The following is a 19407-nucleotide window of genomic DNA, read 5'->3' as shown; positions in this document are numbered from 1 at the left end:
ACCCGACGATGCCCAGCGCGGTGGTCAGCCCGAGCACCAGCAGGCCGGAGACGGAGGGGCCCTCTTCGGCGACGGTGGGTGTGGTGGTGGTCGCGGTGGTGGTGACGTTCGCGGGCACGGTGGTGCTCGGGCGTGTGCTGGGGGTGTCGCGTGGGTTGTCGGTGCTGGTGGCGACGGGTTTCTCGATCTGCGGGGCGTCGGCGATCGCGGCGGTGGAGGGCGTCGTGGACCGCGAGGACGAGGAGGTGGCCACGGGGGTCGCGCTGGTGACGGTGTTCGGGTCGCTGTCGATGGTGCTGCTGCCGCTGCTGGGCGGGGTGTGGGGCGTGGGCCCGGAGCTGCTCGGCCGCATCGCCGGGGGCAGCGTGCACGAGGTGGCGCAGGTGGTGGCGGCGGCGTCCCCGGCGGGTGCGGCGGCGGTGTCGGTGGCCGTGGTGGTCAAGCTCGGCCGGGTGGTGCTGCTGGCGCCGTTGGTCGCGGGCATCGGCCTGGTGCGCCGCCGCAGCGGTGGTGGTGGGCGGCGGGCGCCGTTGTTGCCGTTGTTCGTGGTGGGGTTCCTGGCCGCGATGGCGGTGCGCGGCACCGGGCTCGTGCCGGAGCCGGTGCTGGGTGCGGCGCGGGAGGCCACGACGGTGTTGCTGGCGGCGGCGTTGTTCGCGTTGGGCACTTCGGTCCGGGTGGGCGGGTTGCGTCGTACCGGCCCGCGGGCGTTGGTGCTCGGTGCCTGTTCCACCGCGTTGATCACGTCGGTGACCGTGGCGGGCATGCTGGCGCTGACCTGAGATCTCGCTCGGTGCGCGGCTGCGCGCGCACTGAGCGAGATGGGCCGGTTCACCGCTGGGGGCGGCTCCAGGGGCGGGCTTGTTCGTAGGCGCGGGAGGCGCGCAGCACGCGGGCGTCGCTGTGGCGGGGTCCGACGATCTGCAGCCCGATGGGCAGTCCGTCGGTGGTGAATCCGCAGGGGACGCTGGCGGCGGGCTGTTGGGTCATGTTGAACGGGTAGGTGAACGGGGTCCAGCCGGTCCAGCGGGGGGAGGTGGATCCGGCGGGTGCTTCGACGCCGGCTTCGAACGGGGGGATGCCGACGGTGGGGGTCAGCAGCAGGTCGTAGGTGTCGTGGAAGGCGCCCATGCGCTGGCCCAGCGCCATGCGGGTGTTGGTGGCTTCGAGGTAGTCCTGCGCGCTGTAGGTGAGGCCTTCGTCGACGATGTCGCGCAGGCCGGGGTCGAGCAGTTCCCGTTGGGCTGGGGTGAGGTGGGCGACGGATTTGGCGGCGCCGGAGAACCAGAGGACGTGGAAGTCGGCGACGGGGTCGGTGAAGCCGGGGTCGGCGTGTTCGACGGTGGCGCCGAGTTCGGTGAAGACCTGGGCGGCTCGGGCGACGGCGTCGGCGATCTCGGGGTCGACGGTGGCGAAGCCGAGGTCGGGGCTCAGGGCGATGCGCAGTCCGCGCACACCGTCGTCGAGTCCGTCGAGGAAGGAGTGCGCGGGTGGTTCGAGCGCGGACCAGTCGCGGCTGTCGGGGCCGCTGAGCACGTCGAGCATGAGCGCGGTCTCGGTGACGGTGGTGGTCATCGGTCCGGCGTGGGCCATGGTGCCGAAGGGGCTGGCGGGGAAGTGCGGGACGCGGCCGTAGGTGGGTTTGATGGTGTAGATGCCGCAGAAGGCGGCGGGGATGCGCACGGATCCGCCGCCGTCGGTGCCGATGGCCAGGGGTGCCATGCCGAGTGCGACGGCGGCACCGGCGCCGCCGCTGGAGCCGCCGGGGGTGCGGTCGGGGTTCCAGGGGTTGCGGGTGATGCCGGTGAGGGTGTTGTCGGTGACGCCTTTCCAGGCGAGTTCGGGGGTGGTGGTCTTGCCGATGAACACGGCGTTGTGCTCGCGCAGCCGGGCCACGGCGGGGGCGTCGGCCGTCCAGGGTTGTGCGGGGTCGACGGTGCGGGAGCCGCGCAGGGTGGGCCAGTCGCGGGTGAGGAAGATGTCCTTGATGGAGGTGGGGACGCCGTCGAGCTTGCCGTCGGGTTCGCCGCGGGCCCAGCGGGCTTCGGAGGCGCGGGCTTGGTCGAGTGCGCGGTCGGCGTCGACGAGGCAGTAGGCGTTGACGGCGCCGTCGGCTTGGTCGATGCGGCGCAGGGTGGCTTCGGTGGCGTCGACGGGGGAGAGGTCGCCGCGGGCGAAGCCGTCGAGCATTTCGGTGGCGGTGAGGTCTGCCGCCGTGGTGTCGGCGGGCGCGGTCCGGGGGGTGTCGGCATGGGGGGTCGAGGTCATCGCTTGCGCTCCGTTCCGCTGACGTAGCCGCGTTGTTTGTCCACCACGTTGCGCAGTGGGCCGCCTTGGGCGTAGCCGCGCAGGTTGTCCAGGAACAGTTCGACCAGTTCGGTGGTCCAGCCGATGGTGTCGCCGGACATGTGCGCGGAGATCAGGACGTTCGGCATCTCCCACAGGGGGGAGGTTTCGGGGAGGGGTTCGGTGTCGAACACGTCGAGGGCGGCGCCGGCGAGGCGTCCGGCTTCGAGTGCTTCGACGAGGTCGGGTTGGACGACGAGTTCGCCGCGGCCGACGTTGATCAGGCGTGCGGTGGGGGCGAACTCGGCGAGGGCTTTGGCGTCGATGAGTCCGTGGGTCTGTTCGGTCAGGGGTGCGGCGAGCACGACGTAGTCGTGGTCGCCGAGGACGCCGTGCAGTTCGTCGGAGGCGTGCACGGTGCCGAAGTCGGGGTCGTGGTCGCGGGCGACGCGTCCGGCGCCTTCGACGTGGAGTCCGGCGGCGCCCAGCTGGCCTGCGATGGCGCGTCCGATGGGGCCGGTGCCGACGACGAGGGCGCGTTTGCCCGCGATGCGTTCGGTTTCGCGGTGGCGCCATTGCCGTTGGTCTTGCAGCCGGACGCTGGTGTGGAGGTCTTTGGCGAAGGCGAGCACGGTGGCCAGGACGTATTCGGCCATGGGCCCGTCGAAGACGCCGCGGGAGTTGGTGAGGGCGACGTCGGAGTCGAGCAGGGCGGGGAACAGCAGCCGGTCGACTCCGGCGCTGGCGGCGTGGACCCAGCGCAGGTCTTCGGCGTGGTGCCAGGCTTCGTCGACGGCGTCGGAGCGGAAGTCCCACACGAACAGCACGTCGGCGCCGGGCAGTGCGGCGGCGAGGCCGTCTTCGGTGGTGGGGCGGAGTTCGGCGACGCGTGCGATGCGGTCCATGGCGGGTGGCGGGTCGCCACCGTGGAGGACGACGACGGTGGGGGTGTTGTCGGTCATGACCTGGCCTTCGGAGGTGGGCGGGTAGCGGTTCGCGCGTCGTCGCGGTGGATCTCCGGGCTGTCGGCGGCCGGGGATTGACACGCTAGGAAGCGCTCGTAGGATTGTCAACAATCCGCAGGTATCTCGCGGTGGGGTCGGCGCCTGTCGGTGCGCCGGTCCGCGAGGCGGGTCTTCGGCCCTGGGCAGGGCACGGCGTGGCCACTGGTGGCCGCGAGCCGAGACCGCGGAGACCGATCCACATCTGCTCGCCCTCTCATGGAACGGATTTCACGATGCCCAGGTACCTGTCGATCACGCTGGAGAAGCGTGGCGTGTCCTGCGTGGCGGAGTTGCTGGACAAGGACGCCCCCCGCACCTGCGAGGCCGTGTGGCAGTCGTTGCCGCAGGCCGGGCCGGTGCATCACGCGAAGTACGCGCGCAACGAGATCTACACCATGGTCCCCCGGTTCGCCGAGCGGGAACCGGGCCAGGAGAACCCGACGGTGACGCCGATCCCCGGTGACCTCGTGTACTTCTCCTTCGACAGCGGGATGCTCGACCGCGGGTTCAAGGAGGAGAAGGACATCGAGGCCCTGCCGGGCGTGATCGACCTGGCGATCTTCTACGGGCGCAACAACCTGCTGCTCAACGGCGATGTGGGCTGGGTGCCGGGCAACGTGTACGGGTCGATCGTGGACAACCTCGGCGCGTTCGCGGAGGCCTGCAACGACGTGTGGCGTTCGGGCAGCGTCGGTGAGCGGTTGCGCTACGAACGCCACTCCGGTTGACCGGGGGTCGCGGCATGGCGCCGGAGGACTTCATGGGGTCGGTGTCCGGTCCCGCCCCGCAGCGCGGAGTGGGTGTGGTCGCGCCGTTCGACCTGGCGATGGATCGCGAGTTGTGGCGCTGGACGCCGGAGAACGTGACGTTGTACGTGACGCGCACGGCGTTCGTGCCGGTCCCGATGACCGTGGAGATGGCGTCGCTGATCTCGGACGAGGCCGCGGTGCACAGCGCCACGCGCGACCTGCTCTCGCCGGAGCCGGAGGTGGTGGCCTACGCGTGCGCGTCGGGCAGTTTCGTCGACGGCGCGGCCGGGGAGCGCAACCTGACCACGGTGATGCGGGAGGCCGGTGCCCCGGCGGCGGTGACGACCTCGGGTGCGCTGGTCGAGGCGCTGGAGGTGCTCGGGGTGCGGCGGGTGGCGATCGCGACGCCGTACGTGGAGAACGTGACCGAGCGGCTGGTGGGTTTCCTCGGTGAGCACGACGTCGAGGTGGTCACCAGCGTGGGGTTGGGCCTGCTGGGCCGGATTTGGAAGGTCGATTACCGTCAGGTCGTCGACATCGTGCGTTCGGCGGACCGCCCGGACGCGGAGGCGATGTTCATCAGCTGCACGAATCTGCCGACCTACGACATCATCGGCCCGCTGGAGCAGGAATTGGGCAAGCCGGTGCTCACGGCGAATCAGGTCACGATGTGGGCGGCGCTGCGCACGATGGGGTTACCGGCGGTGGCCCCGCAGCAGCGGCTGGTGCGAGCGTTCGACGTTCCGGCCGCCTGAACTGGGCCGTTCGCACGCCGTGAGCGTGTCGATCGAATTACGAAAGCATGTCCGCCACTGCGGGCGGCACCGAACCGTGCGGTAACATTGTCGACAATTGACCGCCGGTCCGGTGTCGTTCGCCCCCCGCAACCCCGATTCGCACGGCGGGTCGCGGGAACGAATCAAGGAGGGAGCTGCCGGTGTCGATCACCGCAGGGATTCTCTACCCCGGATACAGCGCCGAAGACGATTACCCGGCCCTGGAACGCCTGCTCGGCGGGGGGATCGCGTTGCCGCTGGTGCACACCTTGATGCGGGAGGACGCGCATCGGGTGGACGCGCTGCTCGACGTCGGTTCCGCCGAGGTCCTCGCCGAAGGGGCCCGTGAACTGCTGACCCGCGGCGTGCAGGCCGTGATCTGGGCGTGCACCAGCGGCAGCTTCGTCTTCGGCTGGGAAGGCGCCCGCGACCAGGTCGAGAAGTTGCAAGCCGTCACCGGTCTGGCGACGTCGAGCACGTCGTTCGCGTTCGTGCACGCCGCGGCGCGCCTCGGGCTGGACCGGGTGGCGGTCGCGGCGACCTATCCGGCCGACGTGGCCGACCGGTTCGCCGATTTCCTGGCCCACGGCGGTATCGAGGTGACCAGGTTGTCCAGCCGCGGCATCGTCACCGCCGCGGAGGTCGGCACGTTGACCCGCGAACAGGTGCTGGATTTCGCCGCGGCCAACGACGATCCGACCGCGCAGGCACTGCTGATGCCCGACACCGCGCTGCACACCGCGGCGTGGCTCGACGAGCTGGAGCAGCGCCTGGGCAAACCGGTGCTGACCGCCAACCAGGTCAGCGCGTGGGAAGTGCTTCGGCTGGCCGGTGACCCGGGACCGCACGAGGGCCTGGGCGCGCTGTTCCGGCAGGCCGGCCCGGACAGGGGTGAGCTCGGGGGAGCCGCCCCGCGCTGAGAACTCGATGAGGAGATGGTGTCGGTGCTCGGAGTCGACGAGCAGAACCAGCACGGCGAGTTAGAGCCGGTGCAGCGGAAATCGACCGCCGCGATCGTGGCCGACCAGCTGCGGTCGGCGATCATGTACGGGTCGCTGCCGCCGGGCAGCCAGATGGGTGAGGCCGAACTGGCGTCGCGGCTCGGGGTGAGCCGCGGGCCGCTGCGGGAGGCGATGCAGCGGCTCGTGCAGGAAGGGCTGCTGCACAGCGAACCACACCGCGGATTGTTCGTGACGACGCTCGACGCCGACGACGTCACCGACATCTACCTGGCGCGACTGGCGGTGGAACGCGCCGCGTGCGAACGCATCATCCGCCACCACCGGGTGGAGGCGGTCGCGGAACTGACCGCGGCCCAGGCCCGCATCGTCTCGGCAGCGGGCCGCGGCGACGCGATCGAGCTCAGCGACGCCGACCAGGAGTTCCACGAAACCCTGGTGCGCGTGTCCGGCAGCCCCCGCCTGCAGCGGATGGCGCAGACGCTGCTGGTGGAGAAGCGGATGTGCCTGACCGCGCTGCAGGACAAGTACACCGCCGACCCGCAGACCCTCGTCGACGAGCACAGCGGCCTGGTCGACGCCATCGAGTCCGGTGACGAGGCGCTGCTGCTGTCGCGGCTGGAAGCGCACATGAACGATGCGCTGGAACGCCTCAACGCGTTCACGCCGCTGCTGTCGGAGGCCGACCCCGTCACCTGACCCGAACCCGAACCGGCACCAAGGCCTGGTGCGCTGTGATCATCGCGGACCGAGATCGGCCGCGGTGTTCTCCGCGCACCAGGCCTTCGGTGATCAGTGAGCGGGTGCGACCGGCTCGGGCAGCCCCGCCTCGGCGCGCACCGCGCGGCCGGTGACCTCCACGGCCTTGAGGGCGTCGACGACGGCGTCCACGGTCACCGGGAACGGCAGGTTGTGGATGGTCTCGGCCGGGGCCGTCGCGGCCTCGGCGACGGTGCGCAGCACCGAGTCCTCGACGTCGCCCAAACCGGCTTCGGTCAACGTGGTGGGCAGGCCCACGCGGGTCGTGAACTCGATGAAGTCGTGGATCTCGCGCGCCGGGCGGCCCTCCAGGATCAGCTGCGTGATCGAACCGATGTTGACCTTCTGGCCGTGGGCGAGACCGTGGGTGTGGTCCACAGCGGTGAGCCCGTCGTGCACGGCGTGCGCCGCGGCGAGCCCCCCGGATTCGAAACCCAGCCCCGACAGCAGCGTGTTGGCCTCCACCACCGCCTCCACCGCCGGGGTCACGATGCCGTGCTCGACCGCGCGCACCGCGGGAATCGCCGATTCCCACAGGATGTCCCAGGACAGCTTCGCCAACGCCCGCCCCGCGCGGGTCGCGGCGCCACCGGCCATCGTGGCGGCGTTGGACTGCTCCACGGCGCGGGCCTCGATCCAGGTGGCCAGCGCGTCCCCGACCCCGGCGACGAGGAAACGCGCCGGGGCACCCGCCGCCAGCAGCGTGTCGACCAGCACCAGCTGCGGGTTGCTGCTGTAGAACCGGTACGACTCGAACGCGCCCTGCTCGGTGTAGACCACCGACAGCGCCGAGCAGGGCGCATCGGTGGAGGCCACCGTCGGCACGCTGGCCACCGGCAGCCCGGTGTCGTCGGCGGCGGCCTTCGCGGTGTCGATGGGCGCGCCGCCACCGACACCGACGATGACGTCGCAGCCCTGCTCGCGCAGCACCCCGGCGACCCGGCGGCTCTCGGCGGCCGTGGGCACCCCGTTGAACCGCTCGAACACCACCGGCAGCCCCGCGTCCCCGAAGGACCGGGTGATCGTGGACTCGGTCAGTCCGCGCACCACGTCATCGGCCAGCACCAACGGCCGCTCACCCAGCTTCGCCACGTACGAGCCCAGCGAGTCGAGCGCGCCGCGGCCCTGCACGTAGCGGCCGGGGGAGATCATCGTGCGCAGCGCTGTGGATGTCTCGGTCATCAAACGTCCCTCCTGGCGTGCCCTCGCCGCACGAGGACGGCGACGTGGCGGGGTGCGGATCAGGCGCACCGCGTCGTGCGCCCCTGCGCCGATTCGATCGCGTGCGACCGTCTGGAGCAATCGGCGCTCCACATGGTGATAACGCGCGCCCGAACCGCCGGTGGACTACCCACCCCCACCACCCGACAACCACGACCCGCCACCGGAAGCGGTGCTCGTGCGATGTGGTGGAACCACGTCAGGAGGCCGATCACGCGGCGAAGGATTCCTCCAGGGCCCGGCCGGTCTGGAAGGCCGATGTGGAGATCTGGCCGCTGCCGATCGTCGTGGCGCCTGATCACCGCCTCGGGGTGTCGGTGCGCGGCCAGGACCACACCCACCAGCTGCCGCCCGGCCCGAGGGGAGTGCGGGGCAGCGGACCGTTCTGGCACGAACTGCCCGGTGACCGCGACGTGCGGCGTTGCCCTGCACGGCCGCGGCGACCAGCGCCCGCACATGCTGCTGCCCCTGATCCCGGCGGCCGACGAGCAGGGCGCCGGGCGCGTAAGCGCGCACCGGTGGCGGGGTCAGGTGGTGCTCTCCAACGCGGGCATGTGCTGCAGGGCCGTGCGCGCTTGGTGGGCGACCGCGTCGTGTCCGGTGGCCAGCTCGGTGAGCCTGCCGTGCCAGAACACCCACCGTTGCGGGGTGAACCCTCCTGCGCCCAGGTCGCCGGCCCTGCCCAGCGGCCCCACGCGTGCCGGGCCCCGGTCCTGCTCCTGCCGGCCTGGCCGCAGGCACAGCCGGGCCGGCGTCGGCCCGCAGTGCCGCATCCACGGCAGCACCGCGCCCAGGTCTTCTGCGGCGGTGGTGTCCTCGAGGTGTTCGCGCAGCGTCCAGATCGCGAAGCGGGAGAAGTCGATGCCGGCCGCGGTCAGCCGCGCGGCGAAGGCGTTGAGGTTCACCTGCTCCGAGGAGCCCGGCTCGTCGAGGTCCCAGGCCTCGCGCAGTTGCGCGCCGAAGCACGGCAGGTCGGTGAACACCACCTGCTCACCCCAGATGACGCACCGGTCCCCGTCGTCGCGGGTGAGGGCCCGGCTGTCTCGGATCTCGTCCAGCAGGTCCACCAGGTCGCGCTGCGCGGCGCGTGAGCAGCGGGCCGCCTGCACCACCGGCCGCCACGTGGCCCACAACATCCCTTCGATCGTGGACAGCTCGGCGCGCTCGGTGGCGAAGGCCGTGCGGACGGGCTCGGTGAACAGCGACGCGGCGCGGGCGGCGGACCGCGGTGCGGGCGCGCGCAGGTGGTCGTCGAGGAGCGCCCGGTAGTGGCGCGACGCGGTCCGGTGGTCCATGGCTGCCTCCACCGTAGCCGCGCCCGCACGCGCCGAGACCGGTCGCCGCGACGAGGCGCTGGACAGCGCAGTGCCCCGCGCTCGCAGGGACGCGCGGGGCACTGCCCGGGGGTTTCAGGCGATCACAGGCCGCCGATGGCGATGTACTTGGTCTCCAGGAACTCGTTGATGCCGACCTTGCCGCCCTCCCGGCCCAGGCCGGAGGCCTTCACCCCGCCGAACGGGGCCGCCGGGTTGCTCACCACGCCCTGGTTGAGGCCGATCATGCCGCTCTCCAGCGCTTCGGACACGCGCAGCGCCCGGTGCAGGTCCTGGGTGTAGACGTAGGCCACCAGCCCGTACTCGGTGTTGTTGGCCTCGTCGATGGCGGTCTGCTCGGCGGTGAAGGTGCTGATCGGCGCGACGGGCCCGAAGATCTCCTCGCGGGTCATCCGGGCCTCGGCCGGCACGTTCTTGAGGACCGTCGGCGGGTAGAAGTAGCCCTCGCCGCCGTGGACCGCGCCGCCGACGACGACCTCCGCGCCGCGGCCCACGGCGTCGGTGACGAGCTCGTCGACCTTGCCCAGCTGGGTGGAGTCGATCAGCGGCCCGACCTCCACGTCGTCGCGGACGCCGCGGCCGATGCGCAGCGCCCCCATCCGGTCGGCGAGCTTGCGGGAGAACTCCTCGGCGACGTCTTCGTGCACGTAGAACCGGTTGGCGGCGGTGCAGGCCTCACCGATGTTGCGCATCTTGGCCTGCATCGCGCCGTCCACGGCCACGTCGAGGTCGGCGTCGGCGAACACCAGGAACGGGGCGTTGCCGCCGAGTTCCATGGACACGTTGAGGACCTGCTCGGCGGACTGCTCGATGAGCTTGCGGCCCACCGACGTCGAGCCGGTGAACGACAGCTTGCGGGCGCGCCCGTCGCGGATCATCGGTTCCATCACCGAGCCCGCGCCGACCGCGGTGACCACGTTGAGGACCCCGTCGGGCAGGCCCGCCTCCTGGAGGATCTCCGCCAGCGCCAGCATCGACAGCGGCGTCTGGTGGGCGGGTTTGATCACCGACGTGCAGCCCGCGGCGATGGCCGGGCCGATCTTGCGGGTTCCCATCGCCATCGGGAAGTTCCACGGCGTGATCAGCAGCGTGGGGCCCACCGGCTGCTGGGTGACCAGGAAGCGGCCGGAGCCGCTGGGGGCCACGGCGTAGTCGCCGCCGATGCGCACGGCCTCTTCGGCGAACCAGCGGAAGAACTCCGAGGCGTAGGTGACCTCGCCGCGCGCCTCCGGCAGCGGCTTGCCCATCTCCAGGGTCATCAGCAGCGCCAGGTCCTCGTGGCGCTGCTGGATCAGCTCGTAGGCGCGGCGCAGGATCTCGCCGCGTTCGCGCGGCGGGTGCTTGGCCCAGGACGCCTGGGCTTCGTGGGCGGCGGCGAGGGCGGCGAGCCCGTCCTCGGGGGTGGCGTCGGCGACCGAGCACAACGCGCGACCGGTGGAGGGGTCTTCGACCTCGTAGGTGCGGTCACCGGTGGCCGCTCGCCACTTGCCGCCGATGAGCAGCTGCTTGGGGGCTGCGTCGACGACGCGGGCCTCTTCGGACTCGGTGCCTGCGGGGGAGCTGCTCGTGATGCTCATCGGTTCAGCGGGCCTTCCGTGTCGGCGGGTGGACAGGACGCAGCCGTGATGGTTGCATGTCACACGCGATTGTCAACAATCCTACATTCGGGACACGACAGCTTGGAGTCGAACATGGCTGAGCTCTCGCCGGTGTTGCAGCAGGCGACACCTGTGCTGGCCGCCCGCGGACAGGGCGTCTACCTCTACGACGAGGACGAACGCCGCTACCTCGACTTCACCGCCGGTATCGGGGTGACCAGCACCGGACACTGCCACCCGCGCGTGGTGGAAGCCGCGCAGCGCCAGGTGGGGACCCTGATCCACGGCCAGTACACGACAGTCATGCACCGGCCGCTACTCCAGCTCACCGAACGGCTCGGCGACGTCCTGCCCGCGGGCCTGGACCGCATGTTCTACGTCAACTCCGGCAGCGAAGCGGTGGAGGCGTCGGTGCGGCTGGCGCGCCACGCCACCGGGCGGCAGACCATCGTCGCCTTCCAAGGCGGCTTCCACGGCCGCACCATGGGCGCCGGGGCCCTGACGACCTCGGGTGTGAAGGTGCGCGCCGGGATCGGGCCGATGATGCCGGGCGTGGCGTTCACCCCGTTCCCCGAGACCTACCGCCACGGCTGGTCGGAAGCCGAAGCGGTGCGCTTCGCGCTGGCCGAACTGGACCAGCTGCTGCTGACGGTCACCTCCCCGAAGGACACCGCCGCGGTCATCGTCGAACCGGTCCTCGGCGAGGGCGGCTACATCCCAGCGCCCGCGTCGTTCCTGGAAGGGCTGCGCGAACGCGCCGACCGCCACGGCATCCTGCTCATCGCCGACGAGGTGCAGACCGGGGTGGGGCGCACCGGGAAGTTCTGGGGACACCAGCACTCCGCCATCACACCCGACATCCTCATCACCGCCAAGGGGCTCGCCAGTGGTTTCCCGATCTCCGGCATCGCCGCCTCCAGCGCGCTGATGAGCAAGGCCTGGCCCGGTTCGCAGGGCGGCACCTACGGGGGCAACGCCGTGGCCGCCGCCGCGGCACTGGCCACCCTCGACGTGGTGCGCGACGAGAACCTCGTCGACAACGCCGCCGAGCAGGGCGCACGGCTGCAGGAAGGGCTGCGCAAGGTCGCCGCCGAACACCCCGTGATCGGTGAGGTCCGCGGCCGGGGCCTCATGGTCGGCAACGAGTTCACCACCCCCGAAGGGACCCCGGACGGCGCGACCGCCGCCCGCGCGCACGCCGCCGCCGCCGAACGCGGCCTGCTGCTGCTGACCTGCGGGCCCGCGGGCAACGTGGTGCGGATGATCCCGCCGCTGATCGTCGACTCCCAGCAGGTCGACGACGCCGTGGGCCTGTGGTCGGAGGCGGTGGCCGCCGCCGTCGCGGGCTGAGGTCCTGGCGCGGGAGGAGTTCGGCGAACGGGGTGTGGCGCACGCGCCGCACCCCGTTCGCGCTGCCTGGTTCCGCCACGTGCGGGATCTCCCCGACGATGCGCCCCGGGCAGGGTGGGTGAGGGCGCCGGACGGGTGGTTTTCATACCGTTGCGGTAGCGGTGTGCCACCAGCGGGAGACCTTCTGGGATGCTGCACCGCACAGGTCGGCACGGAGCGTGCCGGTGAGTCGACTCCGCAGGTGTGAAGGTCATGAGTGATTGGTCGGCGAATCCGCCGAGGGGCCGACGGCCGCAGCAGGGCGGTTACGACTACTACGCCCGCGGTCGTCAGGGTGGCGGCGCCCCGCCGCAGCCACCGCAGCCCCCACCGACGCGGCGGGCCGGGCCGCCTCCTCCTCCGCCGCGGCGCAAACGGCCGAACTGGGCGAAACGCATCGGCATCACCCTGCTGGTGCTGCTGCTGGTGGTCGTCGGGTTCGGCCTCTACGTCGACAGCCTCCTGCAACGCACACCCGCGCTGGACTACGAGGGCCGCATGCAGGACACGCCCGGCACGAACTGGCTGCTGGTGGGTTCCGACAGCCGCGAAGGCCTCGACGAATCCCAGCGCGAGGAACTGTCGGCGGGCGACGCCGCCGGGCGGCGCACCGACTCGATGATGCTGGTGCACATCCCCACCGGCGGCGGGAAACCGGCGCTGATCAGCCTGCCCCGGGACTCCTACGTGCCGATTCCCGGCCACGGCCGCAACAAGCTCAACGCGGCGTTCTCCTTCGGCGGCCCGCAGCTGCTGGCCCAGACCGTGGAAACGGTCACCGACGTGCACATCGACCACTACGCCGAGATCGGCCTCGGGGGCTTCTCCTCCCTGGTCGACGCCGTCGGCGGCGTCGACATCTGCCTCGACGAGCCGATGGACGACGACATGGCCAACGCGCACCTGCCCGCGGGCTGCCAAGAACTCGACGGGCCGCAGGCACTGGGCTTCGCGCGGGCCCGCTACTCGGTCAGCGGCGACGACCTGGGGCGCGCCGAGAACCAGCGCAAACTGCTCGGGGCGTTGATGGACCGGGCGATGAGCCCCATGACGCTGTTCAACCCGTTCCGGCTGATGCCGCTGGCCAACGCGGCGGGTACCACATTCCTGCTCAACGACTCCGATCACGTGTGGCACCTGTTCTGGCTGGCCAAGGCGCTCGGCGACGTCAGCGGCGGCAACGGCGTCACCACCAGCGTGCCCTTCGGTGACTTCGCCGACACCGACGCCGGGTCGGTCATCGTGTGGGACAAGCAGGACGCGTCGCGGATGTTCGAGGCCATCGCCAACAGCGAACCCATCCCCGAAGACCTCGTCGGCCCCTGACCTTCCGGGGGACGCCGAGCACACGCGGAGAAGGGGCGCGACGAGTACTCGTCGCGCCCCTTTCGCGTTGCCCGTACCGGTTACAGGGCGAAGCGGTCCAGCTGGGCGGGGTCGCCGTTGAAGGTGTTCTGATCACCGGGGAACACCCCGGCGTTGGAGAACTGCCAGATCGCCTGGTACGCCCAGCCCGCGGGCAGCGGGCCCATGTCCGGGGCGAACCGAGCCAGCCACAGCGGGTTGTTCACCGCGAAGTCCGGGTTGGCGCCGGTGCACTGGTCCCACCAGCGGGTCGTGGTGTAGATCGCGGGGAACCGGCCGGTGCGGGACAGGTAGGTGTTGCTGAAATCGGCGATCCACGCGGAGATCTGCTCCGGGGGCTGGCCGTAGCACATCTCTCCGTAGGGGTTGGATTCGATGTCCAGGGCCCCCGGCAACGTCCGTCCGTCCGGGATCCAGCCGCCGCCGTGGTCGACGAAGTAGTGGGCCTGCTCAGCGCCGGTGGAACTGTCGGGCAACCCGAAGTGGTAGGCGCCGCGGGTCATGCCCACCGCGTGCGAACCCTCGTACTGCTGCAGGAAGCTGTCGCTGGTGAACCCGATGCCCTCGGTGGCCTTGACGTAGGTGAACCGGGCCCCGTCGGCGTAGGCGCGCGGCCAGTCCACCGCCCCCTGATGTCCGCTGACGTCCATCCCGGCCACCCCCGCGCCCCGCGTCGCGCCGCGCTCGGTGTCGGCGGTGGCCGAGCGCCCGACGCTGTAGCCCGCCCACGCCCCGTCGGGGTCGGCGCGGTCGAGCGAGGGTGCCGCGCCGGGCGCCGCGGCACCCGGCAGCGGTATCCCGGCCAGCAGCGCGCCGCCCAGCGCGGTCGCCACCGCGCAGGAGAGCAGGGACCGGCGCCGGGATCGGAGCGGGGTGCGGGGAACGGTCACGGCGGTTCGCCTCCTAGGTGGGGGACGTCCGGGCGGTAGACGCCCACGCCGATCGATCACCAAGATCACGGAGCGTCGAAGATCGTGCGGGCAGCGACGATAACCGCTTGATCGCGTTCTCGCCGGGTCGTAGTGGCCGAACCGTGATCTGGCTCCCCCGATTGGATAATCACCGGCGCGTCCGGTAGGTCTCGGTGCCATGGCACAACGACCCAGCGGCCCCGGCGGCCCCCGGCGCGACGGGCGCCGCCGCCACGAACACCGCACCACCACCGGCCGCGGCGACCCCGGCGGGCACGCCGGCGCCCGCGACGCCGACGGGCTGCGCGGCGCCCTGCGCGACCTGCACGGCGCCGGCTACGGCCGCTACAAATCCCTCACCGGCACTTGGTCGTTCGACGGGTTCGACCTGGAGGTCCAGCGCGTCCAGCCCGACCCCTACGCGCCCGCCAGCCGCTGCGAAGTGCGGGTTCATCCCGACACCGCCGCACTACCACCACAGCTGTGGTCCACGTCGGTGCGGGCACGCGGCCTGGCCGGGTTCCTGGTGCGCGCCGCCGAGCACCGGCTGCGCGGCAGCGACCTGCGCGTCGACGCCGGCCGCCAGCAGGTGCTCGACCGCAGCTCGTGCCAGCTGCTGCCCGGTGGCGGGGTGCGGTTGCGGCTGGGCATCGATCTGCCCGGCCGGGGCCGCAGCATCGACGGCCGCGCCGCCGAACGCGCCCTGTGCGACCGGTTGCCCGACATGGTCGCCGCGGCCCTGCGCCACGACACCGCCGACCAGCAGCGGATGCGGGAGTTCGTGGAATCGGTGGAGGACACCGACGCGCTGCGGGAGGAACTGGCCGCCCGCGACCTGGTGGCGTTCGTCGCCGACGGGGCCGTGCTGCCTCGGCGCAGCGGAGTCGACGAACGCCCCTTGACCGACGCGGTGCCGTTCTCGTCGCCGGAGTCGATGCGGGTGCGCGTGACCCTGCCCAACCGGGGCGAGATCACCGGCATGGGCATCGGGGAGGGCATCACCCTCATCGTCGGCGGCGGCTTCCACGGCAAGTCCACGCTGCTGCGGGCCCTGGAGAACGGCGTCTACGACCACGTGCCCGGTGACGGCCGCGAACTGGTCGTGGCCCGCGAGGACACCGTGAAGGTCCGCGCCGAGGACGGGCGCCGCGTGCACCGGGTCGACGTGAGCCCGTTCGTGAGCCACCTGCCCACCGGCGCCGACACCGCGGACTTCTCCACCGACAACGCCTCCGGCTCCACCTCGCAGGCCGCGTCCATCGTCGAGTCCGTCGAAGCCGGAGCGGGGGTGCTGCTGGTCGACGAGGACACCGCCGCCACGAACCTGATGATCCGCGACGCCCGCATGCAGGCGCTGGTGGCGAAGGAATCCGAACCGCTGACCCCGTTCCTCGACCTGATCCGCCCCCTGTCGCGGTCCCGCGGTGTCTCCACGGTGCTGGTGATGGGCGGGTCCGGGGACTACGTGGACGTCGCCGACCGGGTGCTGATGATGGACTCCTACCAGGCCAAGGAGGTCACCGGGCGGGCGCGGGAACTGGCCGCGACCCCCACCGGCCGCAACCGGGAGGCCGACGAGTTCCCCCCGGTGCGCCGGCGGGTGCCGGATCCGCGGTCGATCCCCACCGAACGCCCGAAGGTGCGGGCGCGGGGCACCGACGCGCTGACGCTGGGGGAGTCGACCGTGGAGCTGCGGGCCGTCGAGCAGATCGTCGACCCGTCCCAGGTCACCGGGATCGGGCTGGCGCTGGTGACGTGCGCGCGTTCCGGCCTGCTCGACGGGACCCGCACAGTCGCCGAGGTCCTCGACGGTTACGGCGCCGAGGTCGCCGAACGCGGGGTCGATGCCGTCGACGCCCGCTACGTGGGCGACTTCGCGGTGCCGCGACGGTTCGAGCTGGCCGCGGCGCTCAACCGGCTGCGGCTGCTGCGGGTGGTGTCCTTCCGCGACTGAGCGAGCCACGTTTCCCGGTACCGGCGCGGCGGGCACCTTCGGTGGTGGGAGCAGGGCGCCTCTAGGTGGGACGGAGGCTCGTGATGGCGGGCATCGGCGCGGCCGGTCGCTACCGGGACCGCCGCCACGCGGGTCAGGTGCTGGCCCGCCACCTCACCGGCCGCGATTGGCACCGCCCGCTGGTGCTGGGGCTGGCGCGCGGGGGCGTGCCGGTCGCCGCCGAGGTCGCCGCCGCGCTGGGCGCGCCGCTGCGGGTCGCGGTGGCCCGCAAGATCGGCGCCCCCGGGCGGGCGGAACTCGCGCTGGGCGCGGTCACCGCCCACGGCCCGCCCACCTACGACCAGCGGCTGCTGCGGGCGTTCCACCTCGATCCGGCCGCGCTGGAGCAGGAGTGCGAACGGGAACGCGCCGAGGCCCGCAGCAGGGAGGCCCGGTTCGGCCAGCACGACGGCCCACGGCCCGCGGGGCGCGACGTGCTGCTGGTCGACGACGGCTTGGCCACCGGTGCCACCGCGCGCGCGGCGATCCGGATGCTGCGCGAGTCCGAGCCGCGTTCGATCGTGCTGGCCGTGCCGGTCGGGGCCCCGGACGCGGTGGCGGCGCTCGAGCAGGAAGCCGACGAAGTGCTGTGCGTGCTGCGGCCGGTGGACTTCAGCGCGGTGGGGCAGTGGTACGGCAGTTTCCGGGAGACCACCGACGACGAGATCCTGCGGCTGCTGGCGGACCCCGACACGGGCGGGCGGGACTGACCCCGCCCGCGGTTCGCTCCGCGCTCGTCGGCCGTGGTCTCAGGAAGGCTCGCACCACCCACCCCGAGTGTTTCCCGATGCGCAACATGCTGAGGAGGTTGTGCGGGAAACGGGTGGATTCGGGATCTTTCGTCCCGAAGGTGTGGTCTCGACCGCTCAAGTGGGGTTGGCTGAGCCCTTATGACCCTCCCCGGACATTCCCAACACCCGCCGGCCCCGACGCAGCGGTCCGCCGCTCGCTCCGGCGCCACGCGCACCGGGGACGACGACGGCCGCTACACCGCCGAGGTCGCCGCCCAGATCGGCGAAGCCGCCCAGGTCCTCGGCGAACGCCTCCAAGACCCCGCGATGCCGCACAGCGTCGAGGACCTCGAACACGTCACCCGCGGCTTCGCCACCACCGTCGAGGGCATGTCCGCCGGAGTCGCGGGCATCACCGAATGGCTGCGCGCCGCCGGGCACGCCGGGGCGCTGTCCGGGCACGCCAGCGTCATGTCCGAACGGCTCAGCCACATCAGCCGCGAACTCGCGCGGCTGGCCGATGCCGTCGACGCCGCCGAACACCCGGCCTGAACCAGGGCGCTCAGGCGTTCTCGTCGTCCTCCGGAGCGGGGGAGTCCAGCACCGCGGGATCGTCGTCGGCGGGCGGTTCGGCGTCGAGCTCCTCCCGCGCCCGCGTGGGGTGGTTGTCCTGGAGCATGCCGCGCACGTCGCTTTCCATCGCGTCGTCCTGCAGCGAGCCGTGCTTGTCGCTGCCGCGTTGCATCGTGCTCACGTCCTCACGTCGGTTTCCGCGCCCCGCGTGCTGCGGGCGCGCAACAACCACCCGGCGCCGCGGTGATCCGCACCCCGAACCTTTGAAGTTAGGCAAACTAAAGAACTAGGCTGGCGTGACGTGACCGCCCCACCCGCAGACACCCGCGAAGGCGGACGGCACCTGCCCCGGGGTTTCGTGCTGACCATCGCCGCCGGCTCCGTGCTCCAGGCCCTCAACGCCTCCACCATGACCGTCGCGATGATCGACATCCGGGACGCGTTCGACGCGGGCGCCGCCGCGTCCTGGGTGATCTCCGGGCTGTACCTGGCCACCGCCGTCGGCTCACCCACCGCGGGCAGGCTCGCCGACCGCGTCGGCGCGCGCCGCGTGTTCCTCGTGGCGCTGGCGCTGACCGTGCTCAGCTCGCTGCTCGCGCCGCTGGCACCGGACCTGGGCTGGCTGATCGCGCTGCGCATCCTGCTCGGACTGGGCACCTGCGCGGCGTTCCCGGCCGGCGTCGCGATGCTGCGTGCCGAATCGGACCGGCGCGGCATGGCGCTGCCCGCAGGGGCGCTGAGCCTGCTGGCCATCGCCGGGCAGGTGATGGTCGCGTTCGGCCCCGTCCTCGGCGGAGTGCTGGTGACCTGGCAGGGCTGGCAGTCGATCTTCCTGATCAACGTGCCGCTGGGCGTCGGAGTCGCCGTGCTCGCCTGGAGGTACCTGCCCGCCGACGAACCCCGCGAACGCGCCTCGATCACCGAGGTGCTGCGCGGCCTCGACCTGCCGGGCGCGGCGCTGTTCACCGGGGCCGCGGCGGTGCTGATGCTGTTCCTGCTGTCGCTGACCGCCACCCCGAACTGGTGGCTCGCCGCGGCGCTGGTCGTGCTCGTGGCCGCGTTCGTCGCGTTCGAAGCGCGGGTGCCCGACCCGTTCGCCGACGTGCGGATGCTCGCCCGCAACCGGGCGCTGAGCGCCACCTACCTGCGCACCGCGCTGACCTACGTGGCGTTCTACACCGTGTTCTACGGCTACCCCATGTGGTTGCAGAACGCCCGGGGGCTCAGCCCGGACGGCGCGGGCCTGGTCGTGCTGCCGATCGCGGTGCTGGCGATGGTGTCGGTCGCGGCGGCGGGCCCGGTGATGCGCCGTCGCGGCCACCACCCGGTGCTGGTCGCCGGATCGGTGGCGCTGCTGGCCGGTGGCCTCGGACTCACCTGGCTGCACTCGGCCAGCCCCCTGGTGTGGCTGCTGCTGGTGGCTGCGGTGCTGGGCGTGCCCAACGGGTTCAACAACATCGGCAACCAGGCCGCGATGTACCGCCAGGCCGATGCCTCCGACGCCGGGATGGCCTCCGGGCTGTACCGGACCTCGCAGTATGTTGGTGCCAACATCGCGGCGGCCGTGATCGAACTCGGCTTCGCCGGGCCCGCCGCCGATGACGGGCTGCACCGGCTCGGTACCGTCGTCGCCGTGATCAGCGCGGCACTGCTGGCCGGTGCGCTGCTGGAACAGGTGCTCGGTCACCGCCGCGGCGGGCGGCGGTCCCCGACCGCGCACAGTTGATCACTAGGGTGGCGTGCGGCGGGCGCGGACGGC

General features: G+C 72.0%; 18 protein-coding genes. 11 read left to right on the top strand and 7 right to left on the bottom strand.

The genetic code is table 11. From position 1 onward, the window contains the following. Nucleotides 1-8 precede the first annotated feature (8 nt). Nucleotides 9-782, top strand: a complete 774-nt coding sequence (locus OOZ19_RS20900) for a YeiH family protein (RefSeq protein ID WP_416309474.1) — start codon at nucleotides 9-11, stop codon at nucleotides 780-782. Nucleotides 783-831: 49 nt separating this feature from the next. Here the strand turns inward: OOZ19_RS20900 and OOZ19_RS20895 are convergent, their stop codons facing one another. Continuing rightward, nucleotides 832-2268: an amidase gene (locus tag OOZ19_RS20895; protein ID WP_266091828.1), complete on the bottom strand. Its 1437-nt coding sequence runs from the start codon at nucleotides 2266-2268 to the stop codon at nucleotides 832-834. Beyond that, nucleotides 2265-3248 carry a D-2-hydroxyacid dehydrogenase gene (locus OOZ19_RS20890; protein ID WP_266091827.1) on the bottom strand — a complete coding sequence of 328 codons (984 nt, stop codon included), beginning with the start codon at nucleotides 3246-3248 and terminating at the stop codon, nucleotides 2265-2267. Before OOZ19_RS20890 ends, OOZ19_RS20895 begins: the two co-directional genes overlap by 4 nt. 275 nt (nucleotides 3249-3523) lie before the next feature. Here OOZ19_RS20890 and OOZ19_RS20885 point away from each other — a divergent pair, with 275 nt between their 5' ends. The 4 genes from OOZ19_RS20885 to OOZ19_RS20870 all read left to right on the top strand — a co-directional run bounded on the left by OOZ19_RS20885 (nucleotide 3524) and on the right by OOZ19_RS20870 (nucleotide 6473). Further along, nucleotides 3524-4018, top strand: coding sequence for a DUF3830 family protein (locus tag OOZ19_RS20885; protein ID WP_266091825.1), 495 nt, complete (start codon nucleotides 3524-3526; stop codon nucleotides 4016-4018). Nucleotides 4019-4032: 14 nt separating this feature from the next. After that, complete coding sequence (locus OOZ19_RS20880) at nucleotides 4033-4794, top strand: maleate cis-trans isomerase family protein (protein ID WP_266091824.1); 762 nt, start codon at nucleotides 4033-4035, stop codon at nucleotides 4792-4794. Nucleotides 4795-4976: 182 nt separating this feature from the next. Continuing rightward, entirely contained in the window at nucleotides 4977-5735 is a 759-nt protein-coding gene (locus OOZ19_RS20875; RefSeq protein ID WP_266091823.1) for a maleate cis-trans isomerase family protein, read from the top strand. A gap of 15 nt (nucleotides 5736-5750) precedes the next feature. Then, nucleotides 5751-6473 carry a GntR family transcriptional regulator gene (locus OOZ19_RS20870; RefSeq protein WP_266091822.1) on the top strand — a complete coding sequence of 241 codons (723 nt, stop codon included), beginning with the start codon at nucleotides 5751-5753 and terminating at the stop codon, nucleotides 6471-6473. Nucleotides 6474-6566: 93 nt separating this feature from the next. Here the strand turns inward: OOZ19_RS20870 and OOZ19_RS20865 are convergent, their stop codons facing one another. The 3 genes from OOZ19_RS20865 to OOZ19_RS20855 all read right to left on the bottom strand — a co-directional run bounded on the left by OOZ19_RS20865 (nucleotide 6567) and on the right by OOZ19_RS20855 (nucleotide 10665). Further along, nucleotides 6567-7715 carry a glycerol dehydrogenase gene (locus tag OOZ19_RS20865; protein ID WP_266091821.1) on the bottom strand — a complete coding sequence of 383 codons (1149 nt, stop codon included), beginning with the start codon at nucleotides 7713-7715 and terminating at the stop codon, nucleotides 6567-6569. 566 nt (nucleotides 7716-8281) lie between these two features. Then, nucleotides 8282-9049, bottom strand: coding sequence for a DUF3632 domain-containing protein (locus OOZ19_RS20860; RefSeq protein WP_266091820.1), 768 nt, complete (start codon nucleotides 9047-9049; stop codon nucleotides 8282-8284). Nucleotides 9050-9171: 122 nt separating this feature from the next. Beyond that, complete coding sequence (locus OOZ19_RS20855; protein WP_266091819.1) at nucleotides 9172-10665, bottom strand: NAD-dependent succinate-semialdehyde dehydrogenase; 1494 nt, start codon at nucleotides 10663-10665, stop codon at nucleotides 9172-9174. A gap of 114 nt (nucleotides 10666-10779) precedes the next feature. Between OOZ19_RS20855 and OOZ19_RS20850 the strand changes: the two genes are divergently transcribed. Together OOZ19_RS20850 and OOZ19_RS20845 are read left to right on the top strand one after the other, a co-directional pair. Then, on the top strand, nucleotides 10780-12036 hold the full coding sequence (locus OOZ19_RS20850; protein ID WP_266091818.1) for an aspartate aminotransferase family protein: 1257 nt from the start codon (nucleotides 10780-10782) through the stop codon (nucleotides 12034-12036). A gap of 252 nt (nucleotides 12037-12288) precedes the next feature. After that, nucleotides 12289-13401 (top strand): LCP family protein, encoded by a 1113-nt coding sequence (locus OOZ19_RS20845; protein WP_266091817.1) that lies wholly within the window; start codon nucleotides 12289-12291, stop codon nucleotides 13399-13401. Between the two features lie 80 nt (nucleotides 13402-13481). On the opposite strand, the gene OOZ19_RS20840 is transcribed toward OOZ19_RS20845, so the two are convergent. Then, nucleotides 13482-14330: a lysozyme gene (locus tag OOZ19_RS20840; protein ID WP_266091816.1), complete on the bottom strand. Its 849-nt coding sequence runs from the start codon at nucleotides 14328-14330 to the stop codon at nucleotides 13482-13484. A 199-nt stretch (nucleotides 14331-14529) separates the two neighbouring features. Between OOZ19_RS20840 and OOZ19_RS20835 the strand changes: the two genes are divergently transcribed. From OOZ19_RS20835 to OOZ19_RS20825, 3 genes are all read left to right on the top strand, one after another. Next, the gene (locus tag OOZ19_RS20835; protein ID WP_266091815.1) at nucleotides 14530-16305 is read left to right on the top strand and encodes an ABC-ATPase domain-containing protein; all 1776 of its coding nucleotides are present in this window, start codon (nucleotides 14530-14532) and stop codon (nucleotides 16303-16305) included. Nucleotides 16306-16388: 83 nt separating this feature from the next. Then, entirely contained in the window at nucleotides 16389-17054 is a 666-nt protein-coding gene (locus OOZ19_RS20830; protein WP_266091814.1) for a phosphoribosyltransferase, read from the top strand. 180 nt (nucleotides 17055-17234) lie between these two features. Further along, nucleotides 17235-17627, top strand: a complete 393-nt coding sequence (locus tag OOZ19_RS20825) for a hypothetical protein (RefSeq protein ID WP_266091813.1) — start codon at nucleotides 17235-17237, stop codon at nucleotides 17625-17627. A 10-nt stretch (nucleotides 17628-17637) separates the two neighbouring features. Here OOZ19_RS20825 and OOZ19_RS20820 read toward each other — a convergent pair whose 3' ends face one another. Beyond that, nucleotides 17638-17820, bottom strand: a complete 183-nt coding sequence (locus OOZ19_RS20820; protein ID WP_266091833.1) for a hypothetical protein — start codon at nucleotides 17818-17820, stop codon at nucleotides 17638-17640. 129 nt (nucleotides 17821-17949) lie between these two features. On the opposite strand from OOZ19_RS20820, the gene OOZ19_RS20815 reads away from it, so the two are divergent. Next, entirely contained in the window at nucleotides 17950-19374 is a 1425-nt protein-coding gene (locus OOZ19_RS20815) for an MFS transporter (protein ID WP_266091812.1), read from the top strand. Nucleotides 19375-19407 lie beyond the last annotated feature (33 nt).

It is taken from the genome of Saccharopolyspora sp. NFXS83 (assembly GCF_026241095.1).
Classification (GTDB): Bacteria; Actinomycetota; Actinomycetes; order Mycobacteriales; family Pseudonocardiaceae; genus Saccharopolyspora_C.
This window is presented reverse-complemented; position numbering and strand designations above follow the sequence as displayed.

What these genes read in the sequence shown, in the direction of transcription:
- OOZ19_RS20900 (WP_416309474.1), top strand. Translation starts at nt 9, where the DNA reads ATGCCCAGCGCGGTGGTCAGCCCGAGCACCAGCAGGCCGGAGACGGAG.
- OOZ19_RS20895 (WP_266091828.1), bottom strand. Translation starts at nt 2,268, where the DNA reads ATGACCTCGACCCCCCATGCCGACACCCCCCGGACCGCGCCCGCCGAC.
- OOZ19_RS20890 (WP_266091827.1), bottom strand. Translation starts at nt 3,248, where the DNA reads ATGACCGACAACACCCCCACCGTCGTCGTCCTCCACGGTGGCGACCCG.
- OOZ19_RS20885 (WP_266091825.1), top strand. Translation starts at nt 3,524, where the DNA reads ATGCCCAGGTACCTGTCGATCACGCTGGAGAAGCGTGGCGTGTCCTGC.
- OOZ19_RS20880 (WP_266091824.1), top strand. Translation starts at nt 4,033, where the DNA reads ATGGCGCCGGAGGACTTCATGGGGTCGGTGTCCGGTCCCGCCCCGCAG.
- OOZ19_RS20870 (WP_266091822.1), top strand. Translation starts at nt 5,751, where the DNA reads ATGGTGTCGGTGCTCGGAGTCGACGAGCAGAACCAGCACGGCGAGTTA.
- OOZ19_RS20865 (WP_266091821.1), bottom strand. Translation starts at nt 7,715, where the DNA reads ATGACCGAGACATCCACAGCGCTGCGCACGATGATCTCCCCCGGCCGC.
- OOZ19_RS20860 (WP_266091820.1), bottom strand. Translation starts at nt 9,049, where the DNA reads ATGGACCACCGGACCGCGTCGCGCCACTACCGGGCGCTCCTCGACGAC.
- OOZ19_RS20855 (WP_266091819.1), bottom strand. Translation starts at nt 10,665, where the DNA reads ATGAGCATCACGAGCAGCTCCCCCGCAGGCACCGAGTCCGAAGAGGCC.
- OOZ19_RS20850 (WP_266091818.1), top strand. Translation starts at nt 10,780, where the DNA reads ATGGCTGAGCTCTCGCCGGTGTTGCAGCAGGCGACACCTGTGCTGGCC.
- OOZ19_RS20845 (WP_266091817.1), top strand. Translation starts at nt 12,289, where the DNA reads ATGAGTGATTGGTCGGCGAATCCGCCGAGGGGCCGACGGCCGCAGCAG.
- OOZ19_RS20835 (WP_266091815.1), top strand. Translation starts at nt 14,530, where the DNA reads ATGGCACAACGACCCAGCGGCCCCGGCGGCCCCCGGCGCGACGGGCGC.
- OOZ19_RS20830 (WP_266091814.1), top strand. Translation starts at nt 16,389, where the DNA reads ATGGCGGGCATCGGCGCGGCCGGTCGCTACCGGGACCGCCGCCACGCG.
- OOZ19_RS20825 (WP_266091813.1), top strand. Translation starts at nt 17,235, where the DNA reads ATGACCCTCCCCGGACATTCCCAACACCCGCCGGCCCCGACGCAGCGG.
- OOZ19_RS20820 (WP_266091833.1), bottom strand. Translation starts at nt 17,820, where the DNA reads ATGCAACGCGGCAGCGACAAGCACGGCTCGCTGCAGGACGACGCGATG.